This window comes from Spirosoma pomorum (assembly GCF_054776615.1).
In genome coordinates this window covers 133662-151748 of sequence record NZ_BAAHBP010000023.1, presented here as the reverse complement: position 1 = coordinate 151748, position 18087 = coordinate 133662, and the positions used below count along the sequence as shown (strand labels likewise).

Below are 18087 nucleotides of genomic sequence, written 5' to 3'. Positions count from 1 at the left end.
AGTTATCTTTGAAAAACAGATTTTGGATATGACCGTCGAACAGGCTTCTATCGAGCAGGTATTTCAGAAAGCAGGGTACTCATCGAGCACTGATTATGCCATCAAAAAGATGCAGGAAGAGTTACTGCGAGAACTCAAAGTCTGCAGCGACCGGATCGACGCATTTGAAGCGAAATACGGGATGCGCTATGAGGAGTTTGACAAGCGTTTCAACGACCTGACCCAGTTTGGTTTGTTTGAACGGGAAGACGACATCATGGACTGGCGGGCTGAACTGGCTGAACTTCGCGAAATCGAAAGACGGCTGGCAAAAATTGTATCCTGATGCACGACCTTTCTCCATTTGATCAGCTTATTGCGTTCTCAACTGACCAACAGATTCAGCAGGGACGAGCCACTCGTAGGCTTCGTATGTCGATTACCTTCAAAGATTCGTCGGTGCTCCACGTGCGCGAGAACTACGTAACGCTGTCTAGTTGGATCGATTATTCTTACCATTGGCAAACCGCCGATAACCAGCTTATTCACCGTTGGGATAACGCCCATGAAGTTCCCTTTCCCACCTCGCCCCACCATCAGCATGTCGGCTCGGAAGATAATGTGCAGCCGTCGGAGCCGATGACGCTGACCGACGTGCTGACCATTATCGAACAGCGCATCACTTAAGGCTGAAATACTCGGCCAGCGGACCCAGCGTAAGGGCCGGGAAGAACGACAGCGCTGTGATAATCATGATGACTGCGAAGACCATCAGCCCAAACGTACCATTGTCCGTTGGCAGCGTACCACTCGACTCCGGTACGTATTTCTTCCGGGCCAGCAAACCCGCAATCGCTACCGGGCCGATAATGGGTAGGAAACGACCCAGCAGCAAGACAATTCCCGTCGCGTAGTTCCAGAAAAAGTTATTGTCGCCCAGTCCTTCAAAACCCGATCCGTTGTTGGCATTGGCGGACGTGAACTCGTAGAGCATCTCCGAGAAGCCGTGATAGCCGGGGTTGTTCAGCCAGGCCGACGGCTTTACTGCCCAGTCGGCATTCGGGTAATTAACGAATATCCAGGCCGCCAGCGCCGTACCACCTTTGACGAGCAGCGTGCTGACAAGTGCCACAATCGACGCGATCTTGATTTCCCGCGCTTCCACTTTTCGACCGAAAAATTCCGGCGTCCGGCCGACCATCAGACCCGAAATAAAGACCGCGATTATCAGGAAGTAATAGAAGTTCAGAATACCGACCCCGCAGCCACCGTAGAACGCGCCGGTCATCATACCCAGCAGTTGCATCATACCCGATACTGGCATCGACGAATCGTGCATGGAGTTGACTGAACCCGTCGAGATAACAGTCGTCAGGATACTCCAGTAGCCCGACGCCACCGGTCCAAAGCGAACTTCCTTGCCTTCCATCGCGCCGGTTGGTTGCGCCACACCCATACGGGCAATCGCCGGGTTGCCGTGTAATTCACTGATAAGCGTCGGCACCAGTAGCATCAGCACACCGATGGTCATGACGCCGTAAATCATTAGGGCAAATTTCTTTCGGTTGATCAGGAAGCCCAGTGCGAAAATCATCGCAATCGGAATGATGACCTGCGCGACCATTTCGGCCATGTCGGTCAGGTAGTTGGGGTTCTCTAGCGGGTGTGCTGAGTTGGCACCGAAGTAGCCGCCACCATTGGTACCGATGTGTTTAATACCGATCATAGCAGCCGCTGGTCCTCGCGATACACCGACGGTATCACCCTGCATCATGACAATACTATCTTTCCCGTCGAAGCTAGCGGGCGTACCATTGAACACCAGCACAAGAGCTAACACCAATGACAGCGGCAGCAAAATCCGGGTGATGGCTTTCACGAAGTAGACGTAAAAGTTACCAACCGTTTCAACGCTTTTTGGGAGAAACGACCGCACAATTAGTATTAGCGCGGCAATACCCGTTGCAGCCGACACAAACATCAGGAAGTTAAATACCCCAAGCTGTGTCAAATACGTAGCGCCCGATTCGCCGGAGTAGTGTTGCAGGTCGCAGTTGACCAGAAAACTGATGGCCGTGTTGAACGCCAGATCTGGAGACATCGATGGGTTACCATCGGGATTGAGCGGTAGGCTTCCCTGCACCAGTAATAATACAAAGGCGTAAATCAGCCATACAGCGTTGATCGTCAGCAAAGCCAGCAGGTTGGCCTTCCAGCTCATGTCTTGCGTTTCGTCGATACCACCGAGCCGGTAAATCAGCCGTTCGACGGGTCGCATAAAGTCAAGTATAGTAGGCTTATCAGCGAACACGTTCGCGATGAATTTGCCCAGTGGAATCGCCAGCAGCACGGTCAGTCCGTACATCACTGCGATACCTATCCATTCAGAAAACATATTGAGCGAATGAGTGAATTGTGAATGAGCGAATTGATAGCTTCACTCGTTAGAATTGTTCAGGTTTGATGAGGACGTAGAGCATGTAGGCGAATACCAGCAGGGCTACGACAAACAGGAGCGTGATCATGGGATGTCAGATTTGCAATTGACTTAGATATGCTCGAACCACTCAATGGCTTTATAGAACGCGATAAAGCAGAGCAGTGCCGAACCAATCAGAATCAGAAGAGTACTCATTGTTTTGAGCTTATTAGTTTGATTTGCTCTGGTAATGCCAAAAAGTAGTCCATCTTTTCACCGACCCTGAATTTCACAGATAATACCCTAACTAACAAATACTTACAAATAAGCTAGTCCTTCTCAGGAGGCCAAAATGAAAACGGACCTTACCATTTTGGTAAGGTCCGTTTTCATTTTGGCAAACCAGATTGGTATCTGCCTCCGGTGTTTCAGGTTGCTGAACTGCCTTATCTTGATCAAATGATTACTGCAGGTGAGAGGGAATCCGACTCATAGGCAAGTGTTTGGGCGTACGAATGACGAGTGGAACGGCTTCGGTTACGACATTACTAGTGTCAAGCCCGTACGCTTCCTGAGTCGACAGCGCGATGCGTTTCAGCAACAGATAACCCGTCATGATCAGGCGTTGCACGATTGTTAGGTCATTGTCGTACGAAATAAACTTGCGAAATAAGACAAACCGGAAATCACCACCGATGCGGTGGATGTTTAGCGAGCGGTATTTGGTTTCAATAGTCACCTCCTTGTTGGCTACCATGTCCTGTACTACCTGTCTGAACAACAAGTTCAGTCGGGGTTCGATCCGAAAACCAAGGTAGAACGTAACGAAATACGCATCCTCACGGGCCAGCGTATCAACCTTGTACCGCATTCCGTAGGGTTCATCTTCGACGCAAACGTGAATAAACCAGTACATATCAGCGCGTTTGGGAGCGCGATTCAGGATAGAAAACAGGGTTTCGTTCTCTATCTGGTTGTAGTCGTCAGCGGAAGTCAAATACACCAGATGCGTTGAATACTTAGGAATGCTGGTGTCGTTACTTAGTTCTTTGAGTGCAGGCAAGTTGCCCGGTAACGTATCGTACCGTGTCAGGCTGCTGGTCAGCCGTTCGCCCTGGTACCAGAATACCATCATGGTCATCAGCAGCAATCCCAACGTAACCGAAATCCAGCCTCCCTCCTCAAATTTGACCAGATTAGCAATCAGGAACGTAATTTCAACGGTCAGAAAGACAGCCGTTATAGCTATGATAGCTACTTTGTCTACCCGTTTCACGAGCAGATACGCGCTGATCAGGAGCGTTGACATAAGCATAGTCAGCGTCACCGCCAGCCCGAACGCAGCTTCCATATTTTTCGACTCGCGAAAGTGAAGCACGATCAGGATACAGCCTATCATCAGCCCCCAGTTAACAAAAGGAACGTACAATTGCCCCCGCTCGTCGGACGGATAGGCCACGCGCTGTCGGGGCCAGAAATCCAAACGCATGGCCTCGCCCACCAACGTAAAAGCCCCGCTAATCAGCGCCTGCGACGCGATGATTGTCGCCAGTGTGGCGATGATGATACTGAATATTGTCAGCGAAGGTGGTACGGTACTATAAAACGCACCCGACTCGCTGATCTTTCCCCCCAAGTGCTGCATCAGGTAAGCGGTCTGTCCAGCGTAGGATAACACCAGTGTCGTTTTTACGTACACCCAGCTCACCCGGATGTTACCCCGGCCACAGTGCCCCATATCCGAATAAAGTGCTTCGGCCCCCGTCGTACACAAGAAGACACTACCCAGTAGCCAGAAACCGCCTGGATAGTCGTGCAGAAACCGGTAGCCATAGTAGGGATTTATTGCTTTCAGGACCGAAGGTTCGCTGAGCAGCGCGTACAGCCCAATGGCTCCGATAAACGTAAACCAGACCAGCATGACAGGACCGAATAACCGACCAAGCTGCTGGGTGCCAAACTGCTGCCCTACAAACAAGGCAATCAGAATACCAACAACGATGGGTACCGTGTCGAGCTTGGGATAATAGATGAGTAGTCCTTCAATGGCTGATGCGACGGAAATAGGCGGGGTGATCAGCCCATCGGCCAGCAGGAAAGCGCCCCCCACGATGGCCGGCACCATAAGCCAGCGCCCCGAATACCGCCGAACTAAAGCGTACAGCGAAAAGATGCCTCCCTCCCCTTTGTTGTCAGCCCGTAGCGTAATAATGACGTATTTAATTGTCGTCTGTAGGGTTAGGGTCCAGATAATGCAGGACAAGGTTCCCAGCACCAGGGTTTCGGATAACGCGTGACCGCGAACAACGGCAGAAATGGTATAGAGTGGCGACGTTCCAATATCGCCGAACACAATACCAATGGCAATCAGCAATCCCTGGGGTGATACTTTATCAACTGTGTGATGCGAAGTCATATGGGGAATTTTTCCTTACGTACTACTTCCAGCACAGCTTTGTGTTCAAAAAAATGTGACAGGCGGTTCGGTAGGTTTGTATTCCCCGTAAAGGATCAGGTGGCGGGCCTATTGTGCTAGACTTGGGAATTGTTATCGGCCAGCTTGCGATACAGGCTCGTCAGACCAATACCCAGTAGCCGGGCTGCCTCGGCTTTGTTGCCCTGCGTGTGTTGCAAAGCCCGTTTGATCTGCCGCTGTTCCAGCTCAGCCAAATTGAAGGTATTTTCATCCGATGTTCCTTTTCCCTGCCTTTCTCCCGACAGATCCTTCCGTTGCATGTCGTACGGCAGGTCATCGGGCAGTAGCGTCGACTCATCAGCCAGGATAACAGCGCGTTCGATGACGTTTTTCAATTCCCGGATGTTTCCTTTCCAGGGTTGTCGCTGCAAAACCTGAACGAACTCGGGACTAAGTTGCAGGTTTCGCTTGCCTAGCTTAGCGGCCTGCTGTGACACAAAGTAGCGGACTAGTTCCGGAATATCGTTTGGGCGACTACGTAACGGCGGTAGCTCAATCGTGAAAACGGACAGCCGGTAATACAGATCCGAACGAAATAGCCCCGCATCGGCCTCCTGGGCCAGCCCCCGATTGGTAGCCGCCAGCACGCGTACGTCCACCTTTGTCGGCTTGGTGTCACCTACCCGCAAAAATTCGTGGGTTTCCAGCACCCGCAGCAGCTTGGCCTGTAGTTCGAGTGGCATCTCACCGATCTCGTCCAGAAATATAGTGCCCTTGTTCGCTTCAGCAAACAAGCCTTTCTGATCGCGACCAGCCCCCGTAAACGCCCCCGCCCGGTGACCAAACAGCTCACTCTCCAGAATATCTTTTCCCAACGCCCCACAGTTAATTGCCACAAAGGGACCGGTTCGACGCGGACTGGCGTAGTGAATCGCCTGCGCAAACACTTCTTTTCCTGTCCCGGTTTCGCCGGTTAGCAGCACCGTGGTGTCCGTACTGGCCACTTTTCGTGCCAGATCAATAGCGCGATGAATCGCCGGTGAATCGCCAAGAATACGGTCAAATCCGTAGCGCTGGCTGACCTGAGCCTCTAGCTGCTGAATCCGGAATTGTAGGTTGGCTTTTTCGACCGCCCGACTCACCAGCGGAATGATCCGGTCATTATCGTCTCCCTTGGTGATGTAGTCGAACGCGCCATTTTTGATAGCCGTCACGCCGTCGGCGATGGTTCCATAAGCGGTCAGCAGGATGATTTCAGTAGCAGGGTGGAGTTGCTTGATCTGCGCCGACAACTCAATCCCGTTCTTGTCCGGCAGTTTTACGTCGCAGATAACCAGCTGTACTTCCGACTGCTCCAGCAGTTTCAACCCGGACTTCGCGTCGCCGGCTTCCAGAAGCGTATACCCTTCCAGTTGTAGAATGCGCGCCAGTAATTGTCGGAGCTTGGTTTCGTCGTCGATAATCAGAATAGTAGCAGGCATAGCCAATCACTCAGTACGTGGGCGACAAACTTACACCAAACCGGCCTTGTCTGTTCGCCAATCGACAAATTGATCACCGGTGCAGTGTCCTTTCTCATCGATGTCGGCCAGGAAGTATCTCTGCGCATACCAGATCAGGCGGTCGCAGAACGCCATCGGATCCCGACGAGCCGGTGGCGTTTTAGAAAAAATTTAAAATATAAGTATACTTGCCTTTCGAAAACCCTTAAACGGCTAACAGTCACATACTGAGCATCAATGATTAGTCTGTTTTGAATCCGACAGCCGATTAATAAACATACCAACAATCAACCTACTCATTATTTTTCTCAATCCAGCCCGCACCGAAAGACCTAAAGTAACTTTATGCGTCTAACGTAATACGTAACGCGATTGGGTAAACAGCCCGTTCGATCTCGTTCTCTATTGCAGCTATGTATATACTATACGTATTCTACCTCCTGTTCCTTAGTTACATTGGCCTTACGGTTCTGTACGTAGCCATTTTTTCCGCAGCCAGCCACACAGGTGGCACGGACGATAATTATCCGGCCCCAGTCCAGACGTTTCGTAAAATAGGCGTGCTGATACCAGCTTATAAGGAAAATGCGGTCATTGTTGATTCGATCCGGACAAACCTACAGCAAACGTACCCAAATGATCGTTATGATCTGATTGTCATTGCCGACTCCATTCACCCCGACGTACTGGCCCAGTTGGCTACGTATCCCATCCGGATCTTTGAGGTGTCATTTGCGGTATCTACCGTTGCTAAGGCTATTAACGAAGCCTTGTCGCGCATTACGGATAAGGAGTACGACATCATTGTCGTTTCTGACGCTGACAATCACATGGCTCCTGATTTTCTGGATCGCATCAACACGGCCTTTTCACAGGGTTGGCGAGCGGTGCAGGGCCACCGGGTAGCCAAGAATACCAACACCAGTGTCGCCGTGCTGGACGCCATCAGTGAAGAGATCAACAATACCATCGTTCGGAAAGGCAGCCGGGCGCTGGGTCTTTCAGCCTCAATTATTGGTTCGGGCATGGGCATTGAGCCGACTCTGATGAAGGAAGCGATGGCTCATCTACGGACGATGGGCGGTTACGACAAAGAGCTGGAAATGAATCTGATCTTGGCCGGCCACACGATCGGCTATCTGGAGCAGGCGTTTATCTACGATGAAAAAGTAGCGCAGAAAGCCGTTTTCGAAAATCAACGCACCCGCTGGATTGCCGCTCAGTGGCAATTTCTGCGTTTTTACTTCCGCCGGGGTATGTCGGAGTTTGCGAAAGGGCGGCTGGCCAGCGGCTTCAAATACGCACAGGCTTTTGTCCTTCCCCGGGTTCTGCTAATCGGCATACTGGCTATCTGCACCGCTCTGGGTTTGTTCAGCAGCAATCCAGTAATCTGGGGGTTTCCGCTGGTACTCCTGACCATCCTGATGATTAGTTTGATAACAGCGGTACCATCTTATCTACGAAAACGCTTAACGGTACGAGAATTGCTCCTAGTCCCGGTACTTATGTTCAGCTTTGCGAAGGCGATTTTCAACATGCGCAAGGCGTTCAAAAGCTTTTTACCAACTCCTCACACCAGTTCCCCCGACCGGCAGGTGCCCTGAGGAACCATTTTTTTCAATCGAGTTAAGTTTACTTTGTGACAAAGAGAGGAAATACTAGTCAAAAGATAGCACTCATTTGACGACAAGAAGGGTAAAAGACAGGACAAACAGTATTCTCAAACTGATAAAGTTACATAAACCGTTCAGGAATACCATACTTGTTACCCCCAAATTGTGTCTGATGGCTATCTGGCTGTTACGCCCTCTGCAAACGGCAACAAGGATGCATTTTTTCGTTTACGCTTGTACCATGTTTAGTACTATTCGGATTAACCTACTGGTTCTGGTCGTCGTTCTTTCCACGGTGGTAAGTTTCGGCCAGACGCGGAGTGCCAGGGGGTTAGTTTCCTTTGGTCAGTCTTCTGGAGTAGGGAATGACTCGCTGTTTCTCGATATCGATAAAGATATTGCCGTCCAGTTGATGCCCTTCGACGATCTGGTAAAGATTGCCGTATCGTCTTCGCCCCTCATCAAGTATCAGAACGAAATAGTAAACTCCCTCGACGCCGTTAAAACACTGGCTAAGTTTCAGGTTTTGCAGAACGTATCGGGTTACGCCAACTATTCGGGAGGTAACCAATCGCTGATTTCGTCCTCGGCGACGTTGCCACAGGGTGACTTTCTGGGACAGATTGCCAACGGATACCGGGTCGGGGTGGATGTCCGCGTTACGCTTTACGATATTTTTGGTCGTAAGTATCAAGTTCGTCAGGCTCAGTCCAACCTGAAAGCGGCCGCCGTACAGAAAGATATTATCGAATTACAGATTCGTCGGGAAATGATCACGATCTACCAGGACATGATCACGGCGCAGCAGATGCTGAAAATTCGCCTGCTCGACGAACAGTCATCACTCACCGCCTTACGGGTTGCCGAAGCTGAAAGCAAAAAGGGGAATGCCTCGGCAGAAATCTTGGCGAGTGCGACAAACAGATACGTGCAGACAAAATCTGTATCGGAACAGGTTAAGGGTGATTTTTTGAAAAGCGTACATCAATTTGAGGCACTAGTCGGTGTCCCTATCCAACGACTGAAACGTTATTAAGAGCCTTATGAATCTTGAGGTCTTTCTTCGTCTGCTGAAGCAGCACATAGTTTGGTTTATCGTTATCCCCTGCGTCACCGCTGGCACGGCCTGGTATTTTACCCGGAACGAAGTAAAGGTCTATAAATCACAGGCGACCATCTACACGGGGCTGGTTTCCCGTCCTTCTCTCCTGTCCGATCAGCAAAACAGTTTCATGGATCGGTCGTCCGTTGCGCTGGATAACCTGCTGACCACACTTACGTCGAAAGAAACGCTCACCCAGATTAGTCTGAGCTTGCTGGCGGACCACCTACTGCTACAGCAGCCAGATAGTTTGGTGCTATCGTCAGCCGGTTTTGAAGCGTTACGTAACGATATTCCGTCAGAATGGCAACCATTGCTGATGGACGAAAGTGATCCTGTCAAACTACGTAAGACGCTGGATAGTCTGGCAAAATCTCAGTTTGACAATCCAATCAAATCTCTATTGCACACCTCGGATTCGTATTATTCGCTGCAACGCATCAACGACAATCTGAAAGCAACGCCCCGCAAAGCAACCAACGACGTCCTTTTGATGGAGTACGAAGCTGGTGATCCAGCCGTGGCAAAGCAGACCCTCTCCTACGCCATTGAAGCACTTAACAAGCGGTCGTCATCCTTCAAGACATCAGAGAGTAATTCCGTAGTTACCTACTACGAAGACAAACTGAAAGAAGCCAAACAAACGCTTGATCAGGCCGAGGCCAACCTGCGGGCTTTTTACGTAAAACACAAAGTACTGGACTACGACGAAGAAGCTCGAAACGTAGCCTCCTCGCGCGAAGAAACCATCACCGAGTACAACCAGGAGCTTATGCGCAGAAATGCGGCTAAAGCGTCGCTGGATGCCCTCGACAAGAAACTTAGCCAGCAGGGCAACCTAGGCTCGGCGAACTTCGATCTGAACGAGAAACAGCGCAAGCTCACCGAAGCGGAGAGCAAACTGGCCAATGCCCGCGCCTACGGCCAACCTCGCGTTGTGATCAATCGGCTGCAGGCCAGCGTTAATCAGGCTTCGGAAGAGCTAAAAGTCAGTGCGCAGAAGTACGACGCGGCTTCTACCAATCCTGACGCCCTGCCCGTACAGACCCTGGCCAACGACCGGCTGGAGAAATCGCTGGAATTCGAAGAATCGTCGGCTCGTTTGGAATTGTACAAAAAGCGGATGGACGAGTTTCAGGCTAAAACTGACGAGTATAGCCCACTGGGTTCGCAGTTACGCCAGCTTAACCGGGCACTAAGCGTAGCCGAAAAAGAATACATGGCGCTGCTTGATAACGTTGATCAGTCCCGTACCCGCCAGCAGGATATCTCGGTAACAGGGTCGATGGAAATCGTCGATGCCCCGGACTTCCCGACGGCCCCCCAGCCCTCCAAGCGCACCCAGCTGATCATCATTGGCTTTGGCGTAGGGTTGTTCCTAGCGCTGTTGCTGACGGCTCTGCGGTTCTGGCTTGACAAGCGGATCTACTCGCCGGAGCAGGCCGAACAACTAATCGGTTTACCCGTTACGGCAATGTTCCCAACGGTTCGAAAGCCACTGGTTTACTCAAAAATCACGCGGGCTGCGCAAAGCATGTTCGAGCAACTGTTCAACGCGATCAACGTCGAGATTGCGCAGGTGACAACCAAACCGTATCCGCCCATTATTACCTTGTTCAGCATCCGTCCGAAACAGGGAAAGACCTGGGTAGCCAGCGGCCTTATTCACTTGTACACCGGTGCCGATCAACAGGTAGCTTACTGCTATCCCAAGACGACCGGCCGGGAACGGCGCGAGGATCGGATTGGTATTACGTTCTTTCCGTACACGATTCGGCCCGATTTCATGAACGTAACGAGCGTAGACTACCTGATCGATCACGAAATGGGTTTCGACTCGTCACAATATGACCGAATCATTCTCGAACTGCCCCCGCTCATCAACAATCAGGTACCCACGTTCCTGCTAAAAGGAAGTGCGTTGTCGTTGCTCGTTGTTGACGCGAATAGTACCTGGGCGCGAGCCGAGAAGCAATTATTGAGCCTGTACATCCGGATAACGAAACAACCGATTCTGGCTATTTTGAACCGGGTAAGCGTCAATCTGATCGACACATCGGGGCAACCCACAAAAGGAGGACCAGAGCCTGTCCGGCCAGAGCGTTCACTTCAGCAATAACCATCGACTGAATCTGGCCTGCTGAGCATCCGACAACCATCATGACCGGTAATCGGATGGACTATCCTATCTATTGGTGGGGTAGTTTAGCTTTTACGTAGTCGAACTGATCCGTAAACGAGAAGTAGTATGCAAACCGTTAACAACCATGACTTAGGGACGGAGTTCACCACTCCATTACTTCATCATCTCGTTGACGAAGTGGCCCGGCGCTATCCTGAGCAGACAGCGGTTGTGCACGGTGATCAGTCATTGACGTACCAACAGTTGGTTACGCAGTCAGATGCGTTAACCCAGACTATCCTGCATCAGGACACTGCCAGTCCGCTTGTCGGCATCAGTACCACCCGCGATTTGTCCATGATCGTTGGTGTGCTGGCCATTCTGAAATCGGGCAAAGCCTACTTGCCGATTGACCCTGCCTACCCGATTGCCCGCCTGAAGCAGATTGTTGAAAGCGCCGGTATTCAAACCGTCCTCACTACAGATGGTGACGACCAAGTACTAGAAGCATTACCCCTTCAGCGTTTATACCGTAATCAGTCGCACTCTCTTTCGGACAAACCGATCCATCACCAATACAGTACGGCTTACGTGCTGTTCACCTCGGGCTCGACGGGTACGCCCAAAGGAGTTTGCCTCGGCCATAGCGCCCTGATTAATTTGTTGAACTGGCAGAAAGGTCAGTCAAGTGCTGGTGTCGGTACGCGCACGTTACAGTTTGCTCCACTCACGTTCGACGTATCGTTTCAGGAAATTTTTGCTACCCTCAGCACCGGCGGCACCCTCGTCCTGATTGACGATAGCCAGCGTCTTGATCTGAATAATCTATTGCCGTTCATTGGCAAGCAACAGATTAATCGGCTCTTCCTGCCCTTCGTTGCCTTACAGTATCTGGCCGAAGCAGCCGTTACGACCAACTATTTCCCCGCCAGCCTACGCGAGGTTATGACGGCAGGTGAGCAGTTGAAAGTTACCCCGCAGGTCGTTACGTTCTTCTCCAGTATACCCGATTGCCTCCTGTTCAACCAGTACGGTCCGACTGAGTGTCATGTCGTTACCCAGTTACGACTGGATGGCGACCCGGCTCTATGGCCAGCCTTACCGTCCATTGGTTCTCCTATTGACAATGTACAGGTGCATGTGTTGAATGACCAATTAAAGGCCGTTCCCGAAGGAGAAGTTGGAGAGCTCTGTTTCAGTGGTGCTTGTCTGGCCGAGGGGTACCTAAATCAGCCTGATCTAACCGCCGAAAAATTCACTTATCTATCAGTACCGGGCGAGTCTCATCCCGTCCGTATCTATCGCACAGGCGACTTGGGCCGTCTGTTACCCGATGGGAGTATTGATTTTCAAGGTCGCCGGGACGATCAGGTTAAAATCCGGGGGCACCGGATTGAACTGGGCGAAATTGAGGTTGTTCTGAACCAGACTCCAGGCATCAAACAGGCGGTAGTTATGGCCCGTAATAGCGTTGCGGGTCAGCAGCTAGTGGCCTATTTGATTTCGTCGGACGGCCAATCCGATACGCTGGCGGTTCGTAAAGCGATCGACCAGCGGTTACCGGATTATATGCTCCCATCAGCTTTCGTCTGGCTGGACGATTTCCCCAAAACGAGCAGCGGAAAGGTCGACAAGAAACGCCTTCCCGCTCCCGAGCGGAAACGCCCGGAGTCGGCAGGTCCTTACCGAAAGCCCCGAACGGAGCTGGAAAAGGCCATCGAACGTATATGGGTGTCGTTGCTGGAGCTGGACAGCATTGGTCTGGACGATAACTTTTTCGAGTTAGGCGGAAACTCGTTGCTTGCTCAGAAAACCGTGGTCGGCCTGAAGCAGGTAAACCAAACATTACCGATTACGAAGCTGTATCAGTTTCCTACCATCGCGGGAGTAGCCAACTTTCTGCAACCCGCCCCTGAGCCAACGCTAAAACCACAGATAAATCAGCCGAGTAACACCACTGATGCATCGTCAGACATTGCCGTTATCGGTATGTCCGGTCGGTTCCCGGGTGCTGGCAGCATTGACGAGCTCTGGCATATTCTTAGTCAGGGTATCGAAACAGTTCGGTTTTTCACGGAGGATGACTTGGACCCAAGTGTTCCGGATAGTCTTCGCAGTGATCCGCGTTACGTAAAAGCACGGGGTATCGTGGATGGTGCCGATCAGTTTGACCCCGCTTTTTTTGGCATTCCACCAGCACTGGCGCAGCTCATGGACCCGCAGCAGCGTTTGTTTCTGGAGATCTCCTGGGAGACCCTGGAGCAGACAGGCTATCTGCCCGTGCATTACGCCGGACGAGTCGGAGTTTTTGCCGGTAGCGGGAACAACTCCTATTTTCTCAATAACGTCCAGTCCAATCAGGAGCTAGTCAACCAGGTGGGCACCTTTCAGGTGATGACGCTCAACGAGAAAGACTACATTGCTTCCCGCACTGCCTACCAGCTTAACGTAAAAGGGCCGGCGGTCAGCGTCTATTCAGCCTGTTCGACATCGCTGCTGGCGATTGCACAGGCCGTACAAAGTATTCGTAATGGTCAATGTGATGTAGCATTAGCGGGCGGAGCCAGCATTACGGCCCCTATCCATAGCGGTCATCTTTATCAGGAGGGCGCCATGTTGAGCAAAGACGGTCATTGCCGTTCGTTTGACGCTCAGGCCCAGGGGACAACGTTCAGCGATGGTGCCGGCGTTGTCTTGCTGAAAGATGCTGCAGCAGCCCGGCGCGATGGCGATACCGTTTACGCTGTAATCAAGGGAATCGGCGTCAATAATGATGGCGGAGGAAAGGGAAGCTTTACGGCACCCAGCGCCGAAGGCCAGGCCAATTCTATTGCGATGGCGATTGCGGACGCGGCCATTTCTCCATCTACGGTAAGTTACGTGGAAGCACATGGTACGGCGACCCCACTGGGGGATCCCATCGAGATTGACGGGCTGACGATGGCGTTTGGCGAACAGGAGCAGAAGCAATTCTGCGCCATCGGCTCCATCAAAAGTAATATGGGGCACCTGACCGCAGCAGCCGGGGTGGCCGGGCTGATCAAGACTGTTCTGGCCTTACATCATCGGCAGATTCCACCGTCCCTGGGCTTTACGTCGCCCAACCCCGCTATTGATTTCGCGAACAGTCCTTTCTACGTCAACACCAAACTAACCGATTGGCCGTCTACGTCTACTGTTGGAGCAGATGACGAAAGTACGACCCAACAGTCCCCACGATGGTCGAGTCCACGACGCGCTGGGGTGAGCTCGTTTGGCGTGGGCGGCACGAACGTTCACGTCATTCTGGAGGAGTTTGTTTCCGACTCTGGCCAAAAGAAAATAGATACAACACCAGCGACCAAAGACCGAACTGTGCAATTGGTTACGTGGTCGGCCAAAACCGCTAAAAGTCGGGAAGCTTACGCACGGAAGCTGGCTGATGCGTTGCCACAGGCCAAAGAGCTAAATCTGGCAGATATAGCCTTTACGCTACAAACGACGCGGGCTCCTTTCCGACATCGGCGGTTTGCCGTAGCGGCCACAACTGACGAGTTGATCAAGCAATTACTGGCTGCTCCTGCGGCCAATAGTATCAATCCGGTGGGGCTACCGACTCCTGACGAAACAGTCTTCCTGTTTCCAGGTCAGGGAGCGCAGTATTTGAACATGGGCCGGGCGTTGTACGAAAACGAAGTCGTATTTCGGACTGCCGTCGACCAGTGTGCTACCTTGCTGACGGATTACTTGGATCTAGATATTCGGCAGGTGTTGTATGCCGGGAAAACAAATCCCGAAGCAGAACAGCGGCTCAAGAATACGCGGTACACACAGCCAGCCCTTTTCGTGACTGAATACGCCCTGGCGTCGCTCTGGATGAGCTGGGGCATCGAACCGTCCATTTTTTGCGGACATAGTGTCGGCGAGTTCGTTGGCGCTCATCTGGCCGGAATATTTTCGCTAGCTGATGCCCTTAAGCTGATTGCCATTCGTGGAAAGCTGGTGAGCGAGACGCCCAGAGGTAGCATGCTTTCCGTCCGCCAGGGAGCGGAGCTCATAGTACCAATGCTGCCTGATACGCTGTCACTGGCAGCTGCCAACAGCCGTAATCTGTGCGTTGTCGCTGGACCGGATGAGCATATTGCTGACTTTGCCCGGTTGCTGGACGAGCGACTTATTCCCAACCGTCTGTTAATAACCAGTCACGCCTTCCATTCAGCGATGATGGACTCCGTCGTCGACACCTTTACCCAGGCAGTCAATGACGTAAGCTTGAATCGCCCCCAGAAACCGATCGTTTCGACGTTGACCGGTACCTGGATAACCGACGCGGAGGCAACCGACCCAGCCTACTGGGGCAGACACCTGCGCGAAACCGTGCGGTTTGCCGATGCCCTCGATACGTTATTGGCGCTGGATAATCCCTTATTGATCGACCTGGGTCCGGGTCGGGGTCTGGCCACCCTCGCCCGGCAGCAGGCAGGCAAAAAAGCCGTTCCTATTATAACGGGTCTGGTCGACCAGCTTGACTGGGCAGACTGCAACCAGGCCTTACTGACAACGCTTGGGCAGCTTTACGTGCACGGCCTGAACCCAGACTGGCAGGCATTTTACGCTGGTCAACAGCGGCAGCGGATTCTTTTACCGACCTACGCTTTCGAGCGCAAACGCTGCTGGGTTGATCCTGTTTTGCCTGACCCGATCAGGCAAGCTCCGGTACGTGCAGAAGTTAGCGTACCGATCGCTGCTCCCTCAACTACTCACCTGTCTCAACTAACAACAAACTTGGCCGTATCCACACAGCCGCTCCAAGTGACTATGCGTAAAACCGTCCTGATTGGTCAGATTAACGACCTCATCGAAACCGCTTCCGGCCTGGATATGGCCGATGTAACGCCGGATATGAGTTTTCTCGAGATCGGTCTGGATTCTTTATTATTGACGCAGGTAGCGTTGACGTTGAAAAAAGAATTTGACGTTCCCATTACCTTCCGGCAGCTGACAAACGAATTCACCAGCCCGGCCCTACTGGCGGATTATCTCGATCAGCAGTTACCCGCCGACGTAGCTCCTCCCGCTGCGGAGCCGATACTAGCTCCGGCGCCAGCACCAGCAGCGGCTCACACGGCGACCCCGGCCTATACGCCCCCGCCGGTTTCGATGCCGCCCGTTTCTGCTGCCACTGACGGCGACTCTGCGTTAAATCTAATTGCGCAGCAAATGCAATTGCTGGCCAGACAGATCGCTTTGTTGCAGGCGGCTGCGCCAGCGACTCAGGCTCCTGCCCCAGCCCCAGCCTACGTTGCGCCGGTAGCGCCAACGCCTGTTGCAGGGCCAGCCTCTGTTCCTTCACCAGTATCCAAGCCACCGCAGTCTTCTTCGCCGGACATAACTGCTGAAGAAGCGGTTGAACTCAAGAAACCGTTTGGTGCAACCGCGCGCATTGAACGGCAAAGCACGACGTTAACCAATCAGCAACAGGCGTTTCTGCAAAAACTCACCGATCGGTACACAAAAAAGACGGGGCGCAGTAAAACCTACGCGCAGGAACACCGCGCTCAAATGGCCGACCCACGGGTTGTGTCCGGATTTCGCCCGCTAACCAAAGAGATTGTTTATCCGCTGGTTGTCAATCGGTCGAAGGGGAGCCACTTGTGGGACATCGACGGTAACGAATACATTGACGCCCTGAATGGATTTGGATCCAATATGTTTGGCTACCAGCCCGACATTATCAAGCAAGCCCTGCTCGATCAGATTGAAGATGGCTACGAGATTGGTCCCCAGCATCCACTGGCCGGCGAGGTTAGCGACCTGATCTGTGAACTGACGGGCAACGACCGGGCTGCACTTTGCAATACCGGTTCCGAAGCCGTATTAGGGGCGATGCGCATTGCTCGTACCGTAACTGGCCGGTCACTGATCGTGGCGTTTGCAGGTTCCTACCACGGCATTGTCGATGAAGTAATTGTCCGGGGTACGAAGAAGCTCAAGTCGTTCCCGGCCGCCCCCGGTATCATGCCGGAAGCCGTTCAGAACATGTTGATTCTGGATTACGGCACCGACGAAACCCTGGCGATCATTCGCGAACGGGCCCATGAACTGGCAGCCGTCCTTGTCGAACCCGTGCAAAGCCGACGTCCGGAGTTTGTGCCCGTCGAGTTTCTGAAAGAAGTCCGGGCCATTACGGCGCGATCGGGCACGGCGCTGATTTTTGATGAAGTAATCACCGGTTTCCGAATGCATTCCGGCGGAGCTCAGGCGCTATTCGGTATAAAAGCGGATCTGGCTTCGTACGGTAAAGTAGTCGGGGCTGGCATTTCGATTGGCGTCATTGCCGGGAAGCGCGAGTTCATGGACGCGCTGGATGGCGGCTTCTGGCAGTACGGTGACGGCTCAGTGCCCGAGGTTGGCGTTACGTACTTCGCGGGCACGTTCGTACGGCACCCGCTGGCCCTGGCGGCTTCGAAAGCGTCGCTGGCGTATATGAAACAGAAAGGCCCCCAGCTTCAGGAATCACTGACCCGTAAAACCAAGCGGCTGGCCGACGCACTCAATGAAGTGCTGACGCGGCATCAGCTACCAATTTATGTGGCCCAGTTCGGCTCACTCTGGAAGATCAAGTTCAAGGAAGACATTCTATGCGGAGAGCTGCTGTTCACGCTGATGCGCGAAAAAGGCATTCATATCTGGGATAATTTCCCTTGCTTCCTCACCGAAGCGCACACGGATGCTGAAGTGGATACCATCGTTCGCTGTTTTACCCAAAGCATTCAGGAGTTGATCGAAGGAGGCATATTTTCGGGCGTGGAGCCCGTCGTTGAGCACCAGTTCATTTCGACGCCCCCTACCCCGGGAGCCCGCCTGGGACGTGACCAAAATGGGAATCCGGCCTGGTTCGTTCCTAACCCGGATCAAGCGGGTAAGTATCTTAAGGTTGAGCTAAATTAAGTTC

General features: G+C 52.4%; 10 protein-coding genes. 6 read left to right on the top strand and 4 right to left on the bottom strand.

Annotated features, from left to right (window positions below; translation table 11 throughout):
• The first annotated feature begins 28 nt into the window (after positions 1-28).
• The gene (locus ACYVAD_RS13325; RefSeq protein WP_461139991.1) at positions 29-325 is read left to right on the top strand and encodes a hypothetical protein; all 297 of its coding nucleotides are present in this window, start codon (positions 29-31) and stop codon (positions 323-325) included.
• The gene (locus ACYVAD_RS13320) at positions 325-666 is read left to right on the top strand and encodes a toxin-antitoxin system TumE family protein (protein ID WP_461139990.1); all 342 of its coding nucleotides are present in this window, start codon (positions 325-327) and stop codon (positions 664-666) included. The genes ACYVAD_RS13325 and ACYVAD_RS13320 overlap by 1 nt, the downstream gene beginning before the upstream one ends.
• Here ACYVAD_RS13320 and kdpA read toward each other — a convergent pair.
• The 4 genes from kdpA to ACYVAD_RS13300 form a co-directional block, all read right to left on the bottom strand.
• Positions 659-2374 carry a potassium-transporting ATPase subunit KdpA gene (gene kdpA / locus ACYVAD_RS13315; protein ID WP_461139989.1) on the bottom strand — a complete coding sequence of 572 codons (1716 nt, stop codon included), beginning with the start codon at positions 2372-2374 and terminating at the stop codon, positions 659-661. The two genes, ACYVAD_RS13320 and kdpA, sit on opposite strands and share 8 nt — an antisense overlap.
• 49 nt (positions 2375-2423) lie before the next feature.
• Positions 2424-2504 carry a potassium-transporting ATPase subunit F gene (locus ACYVAD_RS13310; RefSeq protein WP_106138070.1) on the bottom strand — a complete coding sequence of 27 codons (81 nt, stop codon included), beginning with the start codon at positions 2502-2504 and terminating at the stop codon, positions 2424-2426.
• Between the two features lie 357 nt (positions 2505-2861).
• Positions 2862-4814: a KUP/HAK/KT family potassium transporter gene (locus ACYVAD_RS13305; protein ID WP_461139988.1), complete on the bottom strand. Its 1953-nt coding sequence runs from the start codon at positions 4812-4814 to the stop codon at positions 2862-2864.
• Between the two features lie 116 nt (positions 4815-4930).
• Entirely contained in the window at positions 4931-6295 is a 1365-nt protein-coding gene (locus tag ACYVAD_RS13300) for a sigma-54-dependent transcriptional regulator (RefSeq protein WP_461139987.1), read from the bottom strand.
• Positions 6296-6729: 434 nt separating this feature from the next.
• On the opposite strand from ACYVAD_RS13300, the gene ACYVAD_RS13295 reads away from it, so the two are divergent.
• The 4 genes from ACYVAD_RS13295 to ACYVAD_RS13280 all read left to right on the top strand — a co-directional run bounded on the left by ACYVAD_RS13295 (position 6730) and on the right by ACYVAD_RS13280 (position 18083).
• Positions 6730-7920 (top strand): glycosyltransferase family 2 protein, encoded by a 1191-nt coding sequence (locus tag ACYVAD_RS13295; RefSeq protein WP_461139986.1) that lies wholly within the window; start codon positions 6730-6732, stop codon positions 7918-7920.
• A 250-nt stretch (positions 7921-8170) separates the two neighbouring features.
• Positions 8171-8965, top strand: a complete 795-nt coding sequence (locus tag ACYVAD_RS13290; RefSeq protein WP_461139985.1) for a TolC family protein — start codon at positions 8171-8173, stop codon at positions 8963-8965.
• A gap of 7 nt (positions 8966-8972) precedes the next feature.
• Positions 8973-11150, top strand: coding sequence for a GumC family protein (locus tag ACYVAD_RS13285; protein ID WP_461139984.1), 2178 nt, complete (start codon positions 8973-8975; stop codon positions 11148-11150).
• 129 nt (positions 11151-11279) lie between these two features.
• Complete coding sequence (locus ACYVAD_RS13280; RefSeq protein ID WP_461139983.1) at positions 11280-18083, top strand: amino acid adenylation domain-containing protein; 6804 nt, start codon at positions 11280-11282, stop codon at positions 18081-18083.
• Positions 18084-18087: the final 4 nt, after the last annotated feature.

Bases quoted from the DNA above. Each gene is read 5' to 3' on its own strand.
- kdpA (WP_461139989.1), bottom strand. From the start codon at position 2,374: ATGTTTTCTGAATGGATAGGTATCGCAGTGATGTACGGACTGACCGTG.
- ACYVAD_RS13280 (WP_461139983.1), top strand. From the start codon at position 11,280: ATGCAAACCGTTAACAACCATGACTTAGGGACGGAGTTCACCACTCCA.
- ACYVAD_RS13325 (WP_461139991.1), top strand. From the start codon at position 29: ATGACCGTCGAACAGGCTTCTATCGAGCAGGTATTTCAGAAAGCAGGG.
- ACYVAD_RS13310 (WP_106138070.1), bottom strand. From the start codon at position 2,504: ATGATCACGCTCCTGTTTGTCGTAGCCCTGCTGGTATTCGCCTACATG.
- ACYVAD_RS13295 (WP_461139986.1), top strand. From the start codon at position 6,730: ATGTATATACTATACGTATTCTACCTCCTGTTCCTTAGTTACATTGGC.
- ACYVAD_RS13305 (WP_461139988.1), bottom strand. From the start codon at position 4,814: ATGACTTCGCATCACACAGTTGATAAAGTATCACCCCAGGGATTGCTG.
- ACYVAD_RS13300 (WP_461139987.1), bottom strand. From the start codon at position 6,295: ATGCCTGCTACTATTCTGATTATCGACGACGAAACCAAGCTCCGACAA.
- ACYVAD_RS13285 (WP_461139984.1), top strand. From the start codon at position 8,973: ATGAATCTTGAGGTCTTTCTTCGTCTGCTGAAGCAGCACATAGTTTGG.
- ACYVAD_RS13320 (WP_461139990.1), top strand. From the start codon at position 325: ATGCACGACCTTTCTCCATTTGATCAGCTTATTGCGTTCTCAACTGAC.
- ACYVAD_RS13290 (WP_461139985.1), top strand. From the start codon at position 8,171: ATGTTTAGTACTATTCGGATTAACCTACTGGTTCTGGTCGTCGTTCTT.